This window comes from Amycolatopsis sp. WAC 01376, assembly GCF_003947415.1.
GTDB lineage: Bacteria > Actinomycetota > Actinomycetes > Mycobacteriales > Pseudonocardiaceae > Amycolatopsis.
The window spans coordinates 345,784-361,661 of the sequence record NZ_QHKL01000001.1; the positions used below are offsets into that span (position 1 = coordinate 345,784).

The window sequence follows — 15,878 nt, forward strand, 5'->3', positions numbered from 1 at the left end:
GTGAGGATGGCTGATCGTGCGCGAACCTGTCCTCGTACCCCGCCTCCAGCCCTTCACCTCGACCATCTTCGCGGAGATGACGGCACTGGCCGTCCGCCACGAAGCCGTCAACCTCGGCCAGGGTTTTCCCGACACCGACGGGCCCGCCGGAATGCTCGAAGCCGCCAAGAACGCGCTGTTCGGCGGCGCGAACCAGTATCCGCCGGGTCCAGGCCGCCCCGAGCTCCGCGCGGCGATCGCGCGGCACCGGCTGCGGTACGGCACCGCGTACGACCCCGACACGGAGATCCTGGTCACCGCCGGCGCCACCGAGGCCATCGCGGCGTCGTTGATCGCGCTGACCCAGGCGGGTGACGAGGTCATCGTCATCGAGCCGTACTACGACTCGTACGCGGCCGCGGTCGCCATGGCGGGCGCGGAGCGGCGTGTCGTCGGCCTGGTGGAACGCGACGGCCGGTTCGCGCTGGACGTCGAGAGCCTGCGCGCCGCGGTGACCGATCGGACCAGGGCGATCCTGATCAACTCACCGCACAACCCGACCGGCACGGTGTTCACGCGTGCCGAACTGGAAGCCGTCGCCGCGCTCTGCGTGACACACGACCTGATCGCGATCACCGACGAGGTGTACGAGCACCTGGTCTTCGACGACGCCGAGCACCTGCCGCTGGCGACCCTGCCCGGCATGCGCGAACGGACCGTCTCGATCTCCAGCGCGGGCAAGACCTTCAACTGCACCGGCTGGAAGATCGGCTGGGTCTGCGCGAGCCCCGAACTGGTGGCGGCGGTGAAAGCGGCTAAGCAGTTCATCACCTTCGTCTCGGGCGGGCCGCTCCAGCCGGCCGTGGCCCACGCGCTGGACCACGAACTGCCGTGGGCCGAAGACCTGCGCACGAGCCTCCAGGACAAACGAGACCGGCTCGCGGCGGGTCTCGCGGACGCCGGGTTCGCGGTCCGGCCGACCGCCGGGACGTATTTCGTCTGCGTCGACGTCCGCCCGCTCGGCTTCGAAGACGCCGCCGAACTGGCCTGGGAGCTCCCCGAACGGGTGGGCGTGGCGGCCGTGCCCGTAAAGGTGTTCACCGATCACCCGGAAGAGTGGAAACACCTGCTGCGTTTCGCGTTCTGCAAACGCAACGAGGTCATCGACGAAGCGGTCACCCGTTTGCGCAAACTCCGGTGACTCGTCCGATGTTCACGCCCAGCCGCCTTTTTCGAGTATCCGTCTGAGCCGGTCGAGACACCGTCTTCGCAGCCTGCCCACACTGGCCGGACTGATGCCCAGTTCTCCGGCGATCTGGGCGTAGGACAGCTCCGGCCGGTGTGCGAGCAGGCGGATCAGCCGCCGATGCGAGTCCGGCAGACGATCGACCGCCGTCCAGAGCACGCGGTCGCGTTCGGCCCGGATGACCTCGGTCTCCGGGGTCGTCTCCGCGTCGGGGAGCGGACGCGGTGTTTCGCGCCTGTTCCTGGTGATCATCCGGAGCGCACGGCGTCGCGCGGTGGTCGTCAGCCACGCTCCGAGCTTCGCTTCGTCCCGTAGCGCGCCAGGTGCGCGAAGCAGTTCCAGCCAGGCGTCCTGACAGACGTCCCTGGCATCGGCTTCGCTCAAGCGATAGGTCTTCAGCGCCTTGAACATCGCCGCCGACACCGCGTTCACGTCCCACATCCCGGACTCTCCCCTCCCGGCGGCTTGCGTTCGCCGCGCCGATCACCGAACGCGACTTCGACGGCACGCACCGCAGCAGGGATCCAGAAAAGGTCAGGTCACCGAGGATTTGAGTAGTTCCACCCGTCCCCGGATGGCCGCCCGGCACATACCGAGAGTGATCAACTTCGGTACTCCGGGCACCGGAGCCGGTTGCGTCGTTCCGCCTAACGGGCTGGATCGGCGGCGGCTGAGGTGAAACACTCCCCTCCGGTGCTAAAACTGGTGCAGCCCCGGGGGAACTGCGACCTGACCGGAAGAGACCCCAAGCAAGATCGAACTCACGCGGACAACGTGGGTTTCAGGCGCGGACGGTGGTGATTGCTGTGAATGGTCCGGCAGTCGTGCACCGTCGCGGCCTCAGGCCACCGAAAACCGGCGCGCGAATCCTTTTCGCGGGTGGGCTCGCGCTCTCCGGCTGGATCCTCGGCGCCGTCCTGAGCGCCCCGGCTTCGGCCGACGAGCAGACTCCCGTGACGCCGGAGACCTCCGTGGTCCAGCCTTCGGACGAAACCGAATCCGGGAAAACGACTACTCCCAAGGAGTCCACTTCGGACTCCGCCGAGAGCGAGACTCCGAAACCCGCTGAGACCACCGAAACCCCGAAGGATGAGCCCGCTCCTGTTGTGAACGAGGAGCCTGAGGCCGCTGTCGAGGAAGAGGCCGTTTCGAGCGCGAGTTCCGTCGAGAAGACTTCTTCTCCGGAGCCTGTGGCGAAGACCGCCAAGTCCTCCAACGGTTTGCTGGGCGGCCTCATCGGCGGCGTGCTGAACGTCGTCACGACCACGGTCGGCGGCGTCGTCGAAACCGTCGGCGGGGTCGTCGGCGGAATCGGCGACCAGGTCGTCGCGCCGATCCTCACGCCGAATCCGTGTTGTGGCGGGGGCAGCCCGGTGATCCTGCCGGGCGCCGGCGACATGCTCGACCCCGGTTTCGGCGGGGGCTCCGATGAGTCGGCGAGTGGCTCGGTCAGCATCGCCGTCCCGGCCAAGACCGCCACGGCGAACACACCCGCGCCGCACACCCCGGCGCCGAGTCCGTCCGCTCCCGCCGAGGCACCCGTTCCGGCGACGGCGGCCCAGAACCACCGCGTCACCCTGCCGGTCCGGGTCGAGTCCGACGCCCAGCCCGCTCCCGGCGCGCCCGCCGAATCCGACACGCACGCGTCCCCCAACGGCGGCGGCTCCGGCGGCGGCGGTGGCCTGCCGAACACCCCGGTGACCCCGATCGCGCCCACGACGACCGCTCAGCCCGGCCACGACAACACCGCCGGCGGCCGCGGGCCGCTCGCCGTGCTCGACGCCGGAATCCCCGCCACGCAGCTGAAACTCCTCGGAGCGGGCTGCGACCACGAAGGCGAGCGCACCGGCAGGGAAGCCGCGCTTCCCGCCACCTCCCCCGACTGACCTGACCGGGTCGCCGGGGAGAAGTACGTCCAAACCAAGATCAACTTCGGTTTCGACGTTCGTTGATTCCTCTGGCACAAGCCGCTTTCGCCTGCCCCTTTTTCAGGCAACCCCTTTGTCTTTCCGAACGGCCGACCGCGCCCGGCCGGTTCGGATCCCGGCCCCGGCGCCGCGCTGCCCCTGCGGCGCCGGGACCAGCACCGGGTGGACTTCGGGGGCTTCTGCTCACCGCGCCGAGCAGGAGCCGGCCAAGCTCGAAGTCCGCCTGAACCGCGGGCGGTTCCCGGCACGTCGAGGGGCTGTGCCGGGTAACCGCCGCGGTGCCCGTCCCGGGGTTTCGACCTCGGGGCGGGCCGGATAGCCGGTGCGCTGGTCGTGCGGCGCCGATGCCCTCCCTGGAGCATCGGCCGCCCCGCCGGCGCACCGGCTATTTCCGTTTCCGCCCCTCGCGTTTCGTCCTCTGAATGCGGTCCTTGCGCGTGCAAGGACCGCATTCAGAGGACGAAACGCGAGAGGTCAGGTGACCTGGACGGCCACCGGGGCGACGGTCGTGGGTGTCGCGGCCACCGAAGCGGCGGCCGCGCCCAGCCGCCGGACGGCCTCGAAAAGCCTCTCGGCCGGAAGCGCGTACGGCAGCCGCAGCCAGCGCTCCAGTCCACCGTGGACACCGAACCGCGAGCCCGGCGCCACCTGCACCCCGTGCCCCGCCGCCGCGACGGCCAGCCGCGTGCTCATCGGCTCCGGCAGACGGCACCACAGCGAAAGCCCGCCGGGCGGCACGGTGAACGTCCAGTCCGGGCAGTACCAGTTCAGCGCGCCGGTCAGCGCGTCGCGCAGGGCCAGCGTCTCCTGGCGGCGGTGCGCCAGCGCGGACCCGCCGTCGTCGAGCAGTTCGGCGAGGACGAGCTGCTCGAAGACCGGCGACCCCAGGTCGACGGCGAACCGCGCCGCGATCAGCCTGCCGATGACGTCCTCGGAAGCGCGGATCCAGCCGAGCCGCAGCCCCGCCCAATGCGACTTGGACGCGGAGCCGATCGTGATGCCGAGATCGCCGGCGAACGCGCCCAGCGGCGGCGGCCCGTCGACCGGATCGCCTTCGAGGTCCAGCTCGACCAGCGTCTCGTCGATGATCGCCGGGGTCCGCGCGCGGCTCAGCGCGGCCGCGAGCCGCTCCCGGCCGACGGCGTCCAGGCGCAGGCCGGTCGGGTTCTGGAAGTCCGCGACGAAGTACGCGAGCCTCGGCGCGGATTGCCGCAGCGCGGCCTCGATCCCGACGATGTCCCAGCCGGTGACCGGGTCCAGCGGCACCGGGACCGGGATGGCGTGCGCGGCACCGATGGCTTCGAGCGAGTTCGGGTACGTCGGCTGCTCGACCAGCACCCGGTCGCCGGGACCGGCCAGCATGCGCAGGACCTGCACGAACGCGTGATGCGCGCCGTTGGTGACCATCACCTGATCGGCGTTCGTCGGCAGCCCGCGTTCGGTGTAACGCCGGGCGATCCGCTCACGCAGGATCCGCAGGCCGCGAACGTGATAGCCGCTCTCGCCGAGGTGGTCCACGAGCGCCTTCCGCGCGGCGTCCACCGCGGGCACCAGGCCGGGGATGGCAGGCGGACAGGCTTGCGCGAGGTCGATCAGGTCCTCGCCGGTCGGCAGGATCGGGTCCCGGCCGCGGCCGCCGGGCGACGCGATCCAGGAACCGGCGCCCCGACGGCTGGCGACCAGGCCGTCGGCCCGCAGTTTGTCCAGCGCGGCACCGATGAGCGTGCGGCTGACCTCCAGCGCGTCGGCGAGCTCGCGTTCGGCCGGGAGTCTGGTGCCGAGCGGGAGCCTGCCGTCGAGGACCAGCAGCTCGACAGCGGCCGCGAGATCCGCCGCACCGTGTCGAGAACCACTCTGCCGCCAGTTCCCCAGCAAAACGGCCAATTTCGCACCCGAAACGCGTCCAGTCAGCGGGATCAGCGGTTCCATAAGGCCAATTGTTCCAGATTGGCCATGGTCAAGGTAGCCACTTACCCCCGATGGTGCACTCGTGGCACTGAAACTCGATCTCCGACCCGTCGGCATCTCCCAAGACACCACCCGCCGTTCGATCCAGCTCGTCGCCGGGCTCGTCCTCTACGGCGGCAGCATGGCCATGCTGACCAGGTCAGGACTCGGCCTCGACCCGTGGGACGTGCTCCACGAAGGCCTGATGAAGATCACCGGCCTGTCGTTCGGCACGGTCACCGCGATCGCGTCGGTGCTGGTGCTCCTGCTGTGGATCCCGCTCCGGCAGCGGCCCGGCATCGGCACCGTCGCCAACATCGTGGTCATCTCGCTCACCGTCGACTTCGTGCGGCTCTTCCTGCCCGACCAGGACGTGCTCGGCTGGCAGCTCCTCAACCTGGTCGCCGGTGTCGTGCTCAACGGTCTCGGCGCCGCGGTCTACGTCGGCGCGCGGCTCGGCCCCGGGCCCCGTGACGGTCTGATGACCGGGCTGTCGGCCCGGACGGGCAAGTCGATCCGCCTCGTCCGGACCCTCATCGAGATCACCGTTCTCGCGGCGGGCTGGCTGCTCGGCGGCACCGTCGGCGTCGGCACCGTTCTCTACGCGCTCGCCATCGGACCGCTGACGCAAGCGTTCCTGCCGTACGTCATCTGGCGGGAGCGCACCGCAGTCTAGTCCCTGAGGGACCGCCACGCTCGCTTAGGTACGTTCCGCCAGCGGTTTCGCGTGATCCGGCGGACGACACGCGTGACTGAATGGACGACACGCGTGATTGGGCGGACGGCTCGTGGCGGGACCCCGGCCGCGGTCGTGTCGTCCGTCCAAGTCACGTGTGTCGTCCGCCGGATCACGTGTGTCGTCCGTCCGGTCACGCCGCCTCCCGCCCGGCTACTTGCAGAGGCGTCCTGAAGGGGCCCTTTGAGACGTTGAACGTCTCAAAGGTGACCTTCAGGACACCGGGCGACCCCGGTGACCCAGGGCGGATCGCTCAGCTGGCCTCACGCTGCTCAAGCAGGCGCCGGACGGCGAGGTAGTCGATACCCCGCTGCGAGAGGACGTCGGCGGCCGGACCCGGGACAGCGGTCATCGCGAGCAGGAGATGCTCGCCTTCGATGCGCTTGCTGCCGACGTCGATGGCTTCGCGAAGGCTCTTCTCCAGCACCTTCTTCGCCTCGGGCGTGAACGGCCGATGGCCGCGCCCGGTACGGCGGCCGCCGGTCAGCGCGCCGGGGCCGTGGGTCTGCTCGACCCGCTCGACGATGTGCTCGACGTCGATGCCGAAGCCGCTCAGTGCTTCGACGTCGGCGTCGCTCATCCCGCCCCGGCGGCGTACTCGCCGGAGGTCGTCGGCGAGTTCGTCCGCCGGACAGCCGAGTGCGGTGAGCACGCCGGTGTGCCGGGCGAGGGACGTCAGCAGGTGCAGCGGGTCGACGTTCCCGGACACCTCGTCCGACGCGACGCGCTGGGCTCCGACGACGACGTCGCGGGCTTCGGTGGTGAAGCGTTCGAACATCAGTGCCTCCCGTACTTCTTGTGCACCGCTTGCCTGCTGACCCCCAGCTCGGCCGCGATCTCCTGCCAGGACCAGCCGTGCACCCGCGCGCTGCGGACCTGCACGGCCTCGAGTTGTTCCAACAGCCGGCGCAAGGCGGCGACGGCGCGCAATCCCACGCGGGGATCGCGGTCACCGGCTCGCGCGGCCAGATCTGTCGCTTCGGTCATGACGTCAACCTACGTTGACATCGCCCCCCATGTCAACTTCGGTTGACAGTTAGGGTCGGGGACATGCCCCAGATCTCAGTGGCGGAAAGGGACGGGATAGGCGCGGACGGAGCGACGCGCCCGACCGAAGACCATGTCGCCGTACTCGGTAACGCCGTGGTGGTGCTCGACGGGGCGACCGCGCCGCGGCCGGACGTGCCGTCCGGCGGCTGGTACGCGAGCCTGCTCGTGAACAGCCTGTCGCGGGCTTTGAGCGCGGAACCCCAGGCGGATCTCGCGGTGCTCCTTGCCGAGTCGATAGCCGACGTCGCACGTCGTGAAGGCCTCGCACCGGGGCGGTCGCCGTCGAGCACGGTCGCGATCGCACGCTGGACGGACGACACCGTCGACGGACTGGTGCTCGCCGACAGCCCGATCGTCGCCTTCGGTCCTTCGGGCCCCGATCCGCTCACTGACGACAGGCTGGTCTCGCTGCGCGGAGCCGGCCAGCTCCGCACAGGCGCCGACGTCCGCGCGAAACGCAACGCGCCGGACGGCTTCTGGGTCGCCGAAGCGGAACCGAAGGCGGCCGCCGAAGCCGTACGCCGCAGCTGGCCGCGATCGGAGGTCGACGCCCTGCTCCTGGCGACGGACGGCGTCGCGATCGGTGTCGACGAGTACGAGCTGTTCGACTGGCCGGAAGTGCTCGACATCAGCAGGCAGCGTGGTCCGGACGCCGTGCTCGACGCGGTGCGCACGGCGGAGAAACAGGACCCGGACGGCGAGCGCTGGCCCCGCGCGAAAAGGCACGATGACCAGCTACTGGTAGTGGTCGACTTCGGGGTAGCCCCAGGGTAAAACCGGGGGCTTCCCGGATCGGAAAACCGCGCCGTCGCGAGCACGCTGAACGCATGACGTTCCCTGGGGAGAGATCGAGGACCAAGCCCTGGCTGATCGCGTCGGGCGTGGCCATCGGCTGGGCACTGTTCACCATGGTCGTGCTCCATCTGATCAGCTCACGCGATCCGGTGTTCGACACGTTGTCCAGTTACGCCTACGTCGACCGCGGCACCGGCATGCTCGGCGCCAGCGTGCTCTCCCTGTCGATCGGCTCGCTCACCGCGCTCGGCGCGCTGGCCGCGGCCGGGATCACGCTCAGCCGCACCACGAAACTGCTGTTCGTGCTGTGGTCGCTCGGGCTGGCGGCGGCCGCGATCTTCCCGGCGAGCTACCCCGAATTCCCGGATCCGGTCAGCGGCGAGATCCACCTGTACGCGTGCCTCATCGCGTTCCTCAGCCTGCCCGCCGCCGGATTCACCCTGCGCGACAACCTGCGCGGAACCCCTGCGGCCAAGCTGGTCGGCCGCCTGGCGTGGGGCAGCGCGGCGGGACTGATCGTCTTCGGGCTCAGCTTCATCTTCGTGCGCCTGTCCGACATCCCGTTCTTCAAGACGCTGACCGACATCGCGCCGGTCGGTGTCATGCAGCGGGTTTCACTGGTGGCGCACGTGGTCCTGATCGCCGGGATGCTGAAGGTCGCGTCAGCGGCGCACCGCGTCGGCGAATTCGGGGGCGTAACCGTAGAGGCCGGGCAGACCGCCCGTGTGCAGGAAGACCACGTGCTCGTCGGACGCGAAATGGCCTTCGGCGGCCCAGTCGATCAGCGCGGCGCCCACTTTGCCGGTGTACACGGGATCGAGCGCGATCCCTTCCGTGCGACCGAAAAGCCGCACCGCGTCCCAGGTGCCGCCGGTCGGGATGCCGTAGCCGGGGCCGATCGTGCGGTCGTCGATATGCAGGCCGTCGAGTGACGGCGGCTCGGTCCCCAGCAGTACCGACGCCGAGATGGTGAGATCCGCCAGGTTGTCGAGGGCCTCGTCGACCGGATGGCTGACGCAGGCGATGTCCAGCGTCAGCCAGTCGAGGTCCGCCGTTCCGACGATGAGCCCGGCGGCGGTCCCGCCGCTGGCGTGCGGAGCGACCAGACGCGCCTTGGTGATGTCCAGTTCGGCGAGCTGCCCGGCGATCTCCCGCGCGGCCGCCACGTAGCCGAGCGCGCCGACGCCGTCGGAACCGCCGACCGGGAACGTGGCCACCTCGCGGCCCTCGGCCGCGGCCTCGGTGATCAGCCGCTCGTAGGTCCTTCCCGTCTCCTCGCCGTCGCGGCAGATGTGCACGTTCGCGCCGAAGAGGTGGTCGAGGGACACGTTGCCGGACCGTTCGTACGCGTCGCCGTCGCGAGGGACCTTCGCGGTGAGCACGAGCTCGCACCGCAATCCCAGCTTCGCGCAGGCCGCGGCGGTCTGGCGGCCGTGGTTGGTCTGAAGCGCGCCGAAGGTGATCACCGTGTCGACGCCGTTCTCGATCGCCGCGCCGAGCAGGAACTCGAGTTTGCGCAGTTTGTTGCCGCCCACGCCGAGTGGATGCACGTCGTCCCGTTTGAGCAGCAGGTTCGGCAGGCCGAGGGCCTCGCCCAGCCGGGGTGCCGGATGCAGCGGCGTCGGGTAGCCGCCGAGGTCGACGCGGGGGAAGCGATCGAGGTTCATGAAAGTCACGTAACCACATCGACCTTACCCGGTGGTATCGTTCGTTTGAACGAACGAGACGTGCAGGGGGAGCCATGACCACCTCGAAACCGAGCCTCGCGTTCACCGGCCTGGCCGAACAGGCCTCGATGCTCGCCGCCGGAGTCACGACATCAGTCGAGCTCACGCGCCTGGCGCTCGAAAAGGCCGAAGCCAGTCAGCCGGTTCTCAACGCCTTCAAATGCCTTCGCCCCGAAGAAGCCCTTCGCGAGGCCGAGGAGGCCGACCGGAGGCTGGCCGCCGGCGAAACCGCTCCCCTGCTCGGCGTCCCCACCGCGATCAAGGACGACCTCGACGTCACCGGGCTACCCACGGCGTTCGGCTGCGAAGGCGACTTCTCCGTCGCGTCGGCGGACTCCCCTCCCGTCGCCGCGCTTCGCCGGGCGGGCGCGGTGCTGATCGGGAAGACCAACACCCCGGAACTCGGCCAGTGGCCGTTCACCGAAGGCCCGGCGTTCGGCGCGACCCGCAATCCGTGGGACACCGAACGCACCCCGGGCGGTTCCTCCGGCGGCGCGGCGGCGGCCATCGCGTCGGGGGTGATCGCCGCCGCGCTGGGTTCCGACGGGGCCGGTTCGATCCGGATCCCGGCCGCGTGGACCGATCTGGTCGGGATCAAACCGCAGCGCGGCCGCGTCCCGACCGAACGCGAACTCTTCCACGGCCTGACCGTGGTCGGCGCGCTCGCGCGCACCGTCGCCGACGCGGCCCTGCTGCTCGACGTCGCCGCCGGCACCGGCACCGCGTTCCAGTCGGCCGCCCGCCGCGAACCGGGCCGGATGCGGATCGGGCTGTCCACGCGGATCCCTTTCACCGCGACGAAAACCCGGCTCGGACCGCAGGCGCACGCGGCCGTCGTCCGGCTCGCGGAGCGGTTCGCCGAACTCGGCCACGAGATCGTCGAGATCGAACCCGACTACCGGCTGATCGGCCTCACCTTCCTGCCGCGTTCGCTCGTCGGCGTGCGTGACTGGGCCCGTCGCGTCCCGGATCAGGCGCGGCTCGACCCGCGCACCCGCGCCAACTCCCGGCAGGGCTCGGCGCTGGCCGGGCCGGCGCTGAGCCTCGCCCGCGCCGCGGAACCGTTGCTGCAACGGCAGATCGGCTCGGTGTTCGGCCGGGTGGACGTCGTCCTCACGCCGACCACCGCGACGCCGCCGCCGCGGATCGGCGCCTTCGACAAGCTCAGCGGCTGGCAGACCGACCAGGCCATGATCGCCGCGTGCCCCTACGCTTGGCCGTGGAACGTGCTGGGCTGGCCGGGCGTCAACGTCCCCGCCGGGCTGAGCCCCGAAGGCCTGCCGCTCGGCGGGCAGCTGCTCGGCCCCTCGCACGCCGAGGAACGGCTGATTTCGCTGGCCGCGCAACTGGAAGAGGTCGAACGGTGGCAGGACCGCAAACCCGAGACCGCTTGGTGAACACCCGCGAGACCATTCTCCACGCCGCGCTCAAGGTGGTCGGGGAACAGGGCGTCGGCGGGCTGACCAACCGCCGGATCGCGACCGCGGCCGGTGTCTCGCTCGGCACGCTGACCTACCACTTCCCCAGCCAGACCGCGTTGCTGCGCGAGGCGATGCTGCTGTTCGCCGAAGAAGAGACCACGAAGCTGACCGGCTTCGTCGACGCCTACCGCGAACAGGGGCTGAGTGTCGAGCAGGCCGCGTCGGTGGTCGAGCAGGTCATCGCGCAGCTTCCGTTCGGCACCGACGAACTCGGCGCGCACGAGCTGTATCTCCAGGCCGCGCGCGACCCTGGGCTCCAGGACGCGGCCGCGCGGTGCTTCGCCGCCTACGACGAGCTGGCGCTGGCGATCCTGCGGACGCTCGGCGTGCCGTCCCCGGAGCGGCTGACCGGTCCCGTCGTCGCGCTGATCGCCGGACTCCAGTTGCGCAGACTGGCCACGGGTGATGACGGGGTCGCGGTGGCGCAGTCGTTGATGATGCTCATCCGCGGCGCGTCATGACCGGGCCGCCGATCGTCAAGGGGACGGCGGCGTGGAAGTACTTCGGCGACTTCCGGGCCGGGTTGCTGGCGGGCCAGGTGCTGGTGCTGCAGGTCGCGCATCCGGTCGTCGCGGCCGGAGTGCGCGATCATTCCGACTACGTCGAGGATCCGTGGACACGGCTGATGCGCACGGCCGCTTCACTGTCCATCTACATCTACGGCGGCCCGGAGGGCGCGCAGTACGAGGCGGACAGGCTGCGGGCACTGCACCGGTCGTTCACCGGTGTCGACGCCGACGGCCGCCGATACAGCGCGCTGAACCCGCGCGCGTACGCCTGGGTGCACGCCACGCTCGTGATGGTTCCCGTTGACACACAACGGTTCTACGGCACCCCGATGACACCGTCCGAAGTGGACGAATACTACGCGCAGATGTGCGACGTCGGACGGCTCCTCGGCCTGCGCGAACAGGATCTGCCGCCGACATGGCCGGAATTCGAGCGGTATTACGCGGACATGATCGACGGCTTCGGCCCGAACGAGACGATTTCGACGCTGTTCGAAACGATCCGGACGGTGAAGAAACCATGGCGATGGCTGCCCGACAAACGCTGGGTGCGGCTGCAACGGTGGCAGTATCGAGGACAGATGTTCGTCATCCGCGGCACGCTGCCACCCGCGCTGCGAGATCGTCTCGGTCTACAGTGGACAGCACGGGACCAGCGCCGATTCGACCGGTTCCGCGCCGCAGTACGGACCGTGGGCGCGCTGGTGCCGGTGACGTTGCGGTCCTCGCTCGTCCGCCGGATCGGCAGGCTCAACGTGTGGTTCCGGGCGCATCCGCGCGCGTATCGTTTCCTGGGTGGCTGACCCCACCGGGGTAAGGGTCATCATCCCCTTTACGGGGGACCCCGGTTCACCCCGCGCCGTGACGCTTTCCCCCGCCGCCGTCGCTAACTTCAGCCGGGATGGGGAATTCACCGAGGGGGCGGCGCACGGCGCCGTTGGTCATCGCCCGCGTACTCGTACTCTGCGCGCTGGCGTCCTTGCTGCTGGGCGGCACCGCGCGGGCGGACGGCGTGTCGAGCGGCGCGGACGTCCAGGTCGCGCAGACGCTCGGCACCCGCGATCTCACGATCATCCTGCGGCGGATGGACATCGCGCCCGGGCCGCTGCACGTCGACGTCGTCACGCACACCGGAAGCGCGCCGGGAACGCTGAAACTGCGCGCGTCCACCGCGGGGACGACGTTCTCCGAAACCACCGTGCGACTGGACGGCCTGCCCGGCGCGCATTCCGCGCGGCTGCAGGTGGACCAGCCGGGGCCGTGGGAGCTCGGCCTCGACGACGGGACGGACACCGCGTCGATCCCGTTCATCGTCCCGGCCAGGGTCATCCCGCCGTGGGAGAAGGCCACTTTCGGCGGATTCGTCGCCGCGGGCGTGTTCCTGGTACTCGGTCTCGTCGTCGCGATGCGCGTGCGCCGGCCGCAGCTCGCGCTGATCCCCGCCGGCGGGATGGTCGCCGCGCTCGCGGTCGCGATCACCGGCGCGATGCTCTCCGCGTCGACTCCGCCGCCGCCCGCGCCGGGCGCCGCGCTGGATCCGACGATCGACAACATCCAAGACCCGTACGCGAACGCGCAGATGTCCACTGTGGACTTCTCGCGACCACCGGTCAATCTGGCCGTGCGTTCCGCGAACGCGCGGTCGGGTGCCCTCGCCGAGCTCCGGCTCGCCATCGCCGACGGCGCGACCGGCCGCCCCGTCGACGATCTTTTGGTGCACGACAACGCCTTGGTCCATCTCGTCGTCATCTCGCCGACGGGCAGGCTCTGGCATCTGCATCCGGTGCGCGTCGGCCCCGGTGACTACCGGGTGAAGTTCACCCCGCCCGAGGCCGGAACCTACGCCGTCGCCGCGGAACTCGCCCGCCGAGGCGGTGGCGTGCAACTGGTCCGCTCGACACTGGCTGTCGCGACCGGAACGGACTCCCCCGCCGAACCCGTCCCCGCCGGCGCCGGGAAGCGGGTCGTGAACGGGAACCCGGTCGACATCGACGTCAGACCGGGTACGCCGACCACGATCACCGCGCGGTTCACCCGTGCGGATCTCCAGCCGTGGCTGGGCATGCTCGGCCATCTGATCGTCGTCGGCCCGATCACCGACGACAGCCGGGTCGGCGCGGCTGCCGCTGCCGCGCCGACCTGGGCCCACGTGCATTCGATGATCCCGCAGTCGCCAGGGATGCCGGGAAAGCCGGACGAGACCGTCGCCGCGTACGGCCCCGACGTCCCGTTCACCTACACCTTCGCCGCACCCGGCAAGTACCGGATCTGGTTGCAGGCCGAGCGCGAGTACACGGTCTTGACCGTGCCCATGCAGATCGAGGTCCCGGCGGAAGGGGCACCGCAGTGATTTCCACAGTGGACAGACGCAAGCCCGTCCTGCTGATCTCCGTGGTCGCGGTGCTCGTGGTGGCGATCGTGGCCTGGCTGGTCTGGCCGAGCAGCGGCGGCGCGCAGGTCCAGCGCTCGACACAGGGCCCGTACACCGTGCAGCTTTCGGTCGAAGATCCGCACCAGGGCGGGAATGTCTTCGCGCTGACCGTCACCGGTGCCACACCGGACGTCGTCACCCTCGAACCGGTGATGCCGCAGATGGGTCACGCGCTCGCCCCGTCGCCCGCCATCGCGGAGGCACCGGGGAGGTTCCGCACCGGCGACGTCCTGCTGCCGATGTCGGGGCAATGGGAGATCACCGTTTCACTGCGCGGGCCGTCCGGTGCCACGCAGCACGTTTTTCCTTTGCTGGTCAAGTAAGAGAGGGAGGTCGGGGGGTTATGGATCTCACCGCGGGAGGAGCGAGGGTCGCCTCGGTGGCACGAAGTGAACGCACCGGTCTCGTACCGGCGGGCACGGTGCTGGCCGGATCGGTGATCTCGCTGGTCGGGCTGACCTGGGACATCCAGTGGCACGGCGACGTCGGCCCGGACACGTTCTTCACGATGCCGCATCTGTTCCTGTATTCGGGCAGCGCGATCTCCGGGCTCGCGAGCCTCGTGGTCGTGCTGATGACCACGGCCGCGCGCCGGGCGGGCCGTCCGATCGACGCCCGTGCCGGCGGCCGGGCGATCAACGTCTTCGGCAAGGTCTTCGCCGCACCGGCGGGCTATCTGGTGACCGGGACCGGCGCGGCGATGTTCCTGCTGTACGGCCTGTGGGACCAGTGGTGGCACGGCCTGTACGGCTTCGACGCGGTGATCGACTCACCGCCGCATATCGGGCTGCTGCTGTCGATCACGCTCAGCATCATCGGCACGGTCATGGTGTTCGCGGCCGCGCGGGAGCACCGCTGGGGCACCGTCGGCGTGGTCGGCAGCCTCGGCGTGCTGATCGCGTTCAGCACGGTGACTGTGCTGGGGCTGGAGCAGATCGACGTCGACGGGCTCGACGTCGTCTCCGTGGGCATCGCCCTGCTTTCGGTGCTGCTGGTCTCGGCGGCCGCCGGGTTCTGGGCGCGGCCCGGCGGCGCGATCCGGGTCGCCGCGGCGCTGGCGGTCATCCAGGCGATCACCTGGTGGTTCTCGCCGTGGGCCGCCGAGGCGTACGCGAGCGCCGTCGGCCTGCCGATGCGGGACTACATCGACGGTGTGCCCGCGATGCCTTCGATGATGCCGATGGCGTTGCTGCCGATCGCGGCCGTACTCGAAGCGGTATACCTGCTTTCGCGGCGCGGCTGGCCCGCTGGCCGCGTTTCCGTGCTGGCAGGCGCGATCGGCGGTTTCCTGGTCGGCGCGAGCATGCCGATCCAGAACGCGATCGTTTACGGGGCCGACTCGGTCGGGTGGCCGATCGTGTTCGCGACGGCCGCCGCCGCGACGGTGTTCGGGCTGCTCGGCGGGTTCGCCGGGTGGCGGTTCGGCGGGATGCTGAGGCTGCTGGCCCCGGCGAAGGGGGACAACGCGCATGCGTAAGACACTGCTGGCCTTGGCGGCGGCGATCGGGTTGCTGTTCGCGACCACGCCCGCGGCGAACGCCTACGAACCGGTGAACATCGTCCACACCGAACGGGTGCAGGTCGGTCCGTACGGGATGACGGTCGGCTTCAGCACGTGGCCGTTGCGCGCCATGCAGTCGCTGGACTTCACGTTCATTCCGGACGACGGGATCGCCGGGAAGTCGGGGACACTCGCGTTCGTCAATCCGGAGACCGGGCGGCTCAGCCGTCCGCAACCGCTGGCGAAGCATCCGCGGAAACTGGAGGTGTGGGGACTGGACATCCGGGCCCTGCAGACGGAGGGCTCGTGGACGTTCCGGTTCGAGATCGACGGGCCCGCCGGCAAGGGCTCGGGGGAACTCCGTGATCTCGCGGTGCTCGAACAGCCGGGGCCGCCGATGGCGGTGAGCTGGTCGATCAGCCTGATCCCGCTGATCGTGCTCGCCGTCCTGATCGCCATCGCCTGGAGGCGCACCAAGTCCAGGCTGCGCGGGAACGGGCTCCCCGCGACGGTGTGACTCGAAGTGACCGAAGATCGGATGGCTCGCG

Annotated in this window: 16 protein-coding genes and 1 pseudogene; 12 read left to right on the forward strand and 5 right to left on the reverse strand. The window is 70.1% G+C overall.

The window, feature by feature from the left end:
* The first annotated feature begins 16 nt into the window (after positions 1–16).
* On the forward strand, positions 17–1,180 hold the full coding sequence (locus tag DMH03_RS01760) for a pyridoxal phosphate-dependent aminotransferase (protein ID WP_125790259.1): 1,164 nt from the start codon (positions 17–19) through the stop codon (positions 1,178–1,180).
* Between the two features lie 12 nt (positions 1,181–1,192).
* Here the strand turns inward: DMH03_RS01760 and DMH03_RS01765 are convergent, their stop codons facing one another.
* Positions 1,193–1,666, reverse strand: coding sequence for an RNA polymerase sigma factor (locus DMH03_RS01765; protein ID WP_125790260.1), 474 nt, complete (start codon positions 1,664–1,666; stop codon positions 1,193–1,195).
* A gap of 365 nt (positions 1,667–2,031) precedes the next feature.
* On the opposite strand from DMH03_RS01765, the gene DMH03_RS01770 reads away from it, so the two are divergent.
* Complete coding sequence (locus tag DMH03_RS01770; RefSeq protein ID WP_233611229.1) at positions 2,032–3,111, forward strand: hypothetical protein; 1,080 nt, start codon at positions 2,032–2,034, stop codon at positions 3,109–3,111.
* Positions 3,112–3,627: 516 nt separating this feature from the next.
* Here the strand turns inward: DMH03_RS01770 and DMH03_RS01775 are convergent.
* Entirely contained in the window at positions 3,628–5,082 is a 1,455-nt protein-coding gene (locus DMH03_RS01775; RefSeq protein ID WP_125790261.1) for a PLP-dependent aminotransferase family protein, read from the reverse strand.
* 61 nt (positions 5,083–5,143) lie between these two features.
* Here DMH03_RS01775 and DMH03_RS01780 point away from each other — a divergent pair, with 61 nt between their 5' ends.
* Positions 5,144–5,776, forward strand: coding sequence for a YitT family protein (locus DMH03_RS01780; protein ID WP_125790262.1), 633 nt, complete (start codon positions 5,144–5,146; stop codon positions 5,774–5,776).
* Positions 5,777–6,089: 313 nt separating this feature from the next.
* Here the strand turns inward: DMH03_RS01780 and DMH03_RS01785 are convergent, their stop codons facing one another.
* Together DMH03_RS01785 and DMH03_RS01790 are read right to left on the reverse strand one after the other, a co-directional pair.
* Positions 6,090–6,614, reverse strand: coding sequence for a Clp protease N-terminal domain-containing protein (locus tag DMH03_RS01785; protein WP_125790263.1), 525 nt, complete (start codon positions 6,612–6,614; stop codon positions 6,090–6,092).
* The gene (locus DMH03_RS01790; RefSeq protein ID WP_004559389.1) at positions 6,614–6,823 is read right to left on the reverse strand and encodes a sigma factor-like helix-turn-helix DNA-binding protein; all 210 of its coding nucleotides are present in this window, start codon (positions 6,821–6,823) and stop codon (positions 6,614–6,616) included. The genes DMH03_RS01785 and DMH03_RS01790 overlap by 1 nt, the downstream gene beginning before the upstream one ends.
* A gap of 63 nt (positions 6,824–6,886) precedes the next feature.
* On the opposite strand from DMH03_RS01790, the gene DMH03_RS01795 reads away from it, so the two are divergent.
* A complete protein-coding gene (locus DMH03_RS01795) occupies positions 6,887–7,660 on the forward strand; it encodes a protein phosphatase 2C domain-containing protein (RefSeq protein ID WP_125790264.1) in 774 nt (257 codons plus the stop codon).
* A gap of 134 nt (positions 7,661–7,794) precedes the next feature.
* Positions 7,795–8,265: pseudogene (locus tag DMH03_RS01800) on the forward strand (DUF998 domain-containing protein); the annotation flags it as partial.
* 78 nt (positions 8,266–8,343) lie between these two features.
* On the opposite strand, the gene DMH03_RS01805 reads toward DMH03_RS01800, so the two are convergent.
* Positions 8,344–9,348: a D-cysteine desulfhydrase family protein gene (locus DMH03_RS01805; RefSeq protein ID WP_125790265.1), complete on the reverse strand. Its 1,005-nt coding sequence runs from the start codon at positions 9,346–9,348 to the stop codon at positions 8,344–8,346.
* A gap of 74 nt (positions 9,349–9,422) precedes the next feature.
* Between DMH03_RS01805 and DMH03_RS01810 the strand changes: the two genes are divergently transcribed.
* The 7 genes from DMH03_RS01810 (at position 9,423) to DMH03_RS01840 (ending at position 15,847) form a co-directional block, all read left to right on the forward strand.
* Positions 9,423–10,805, forward strand: a complete 1,383-nt coding sequence (locus DMH03_RS01810; protein ID WP_125790266.1) for an amidase — start codon at positions 9,423–9,425, stop codon at positions 10,803–10,805.
* Positions 10,802–11,350, forward strand: a complete 549-nt coding sequence (locus tag DMH03_RS01815) for a TetR/AcrR family transcriptional regulator (RefSeq protein ID WP_199748735.1) — start codon at positions 10,802–10,804, stop codon at positions 11,348–11,350. Before DMH03_RS01810 ends, DMH03_RS01815 begins: the two co-directional genes overlap by 4 nt.
* Positions 11,347–12,201, forward strand: a complete 855-nt coding sequence (locus DMH03_RS01820; protein WP_125790268.1) for an oxygenase MpaB family protein — start codon at positions 11,347–11,349, stop codon at positions 12,199–12,201. Before DMH03_RS01815 ends, DMH03_RS01820 begins: the two co-directional genes overlap by 4 nt.
* Positions 12,202–12,299: 98 nt before the next feature.
* Positions 12,300–13,748, forward strand: a complete 1,449-nt coding sequence (locus tag DMH03_RS01825) for a hypothetical protein (RefSeq protein ID WP_125790269.1) — start codon at positions 12,300–12,302, stop codon at positions 13,746–13,748.
* Positions 13,745–14,152 (forward strand): FixH family protein, encoded by a 408-nt coding sequence (locus DMH03_RS01830; protein WP_125790270.1) that lies wholly within the window; start codon positions 13,745–13,747, stop codon positions 14,150–14,152. Before DMH03_RS01825 ends, DMH03_RS01830 begins: the two co-directional genes overlap by 4 nt.
* 20 nt (positions 14,153–14,172) lie before the next feature.
* Positions 14,173–15,306, forward strand: coding sequence for a hypothetical protein (locus tag DMH03_RS01835; RefSeq protein ID WP_125790271.1), 1,134 nt, complete (start codon positions 14,173–14,175; stop codon positions 15,304–15,306).
* Complete coding sequence (locus DMH03_RS01840) at positions 15,299–15,847, forward strand: hypothetical protein (RefSeq protein ID WP_125790272.1); 549 nt, start codon at positions 15,299–15,301, stop codon at positions 15,845–15,847. The genes DMH03_RS01835 and DMH03_RS01840 overlap by 8 nt, the downstream gene beginning before the upstream one ends.
* Positions 15,848–15,878: the final 31 nt, after the last annotated feature.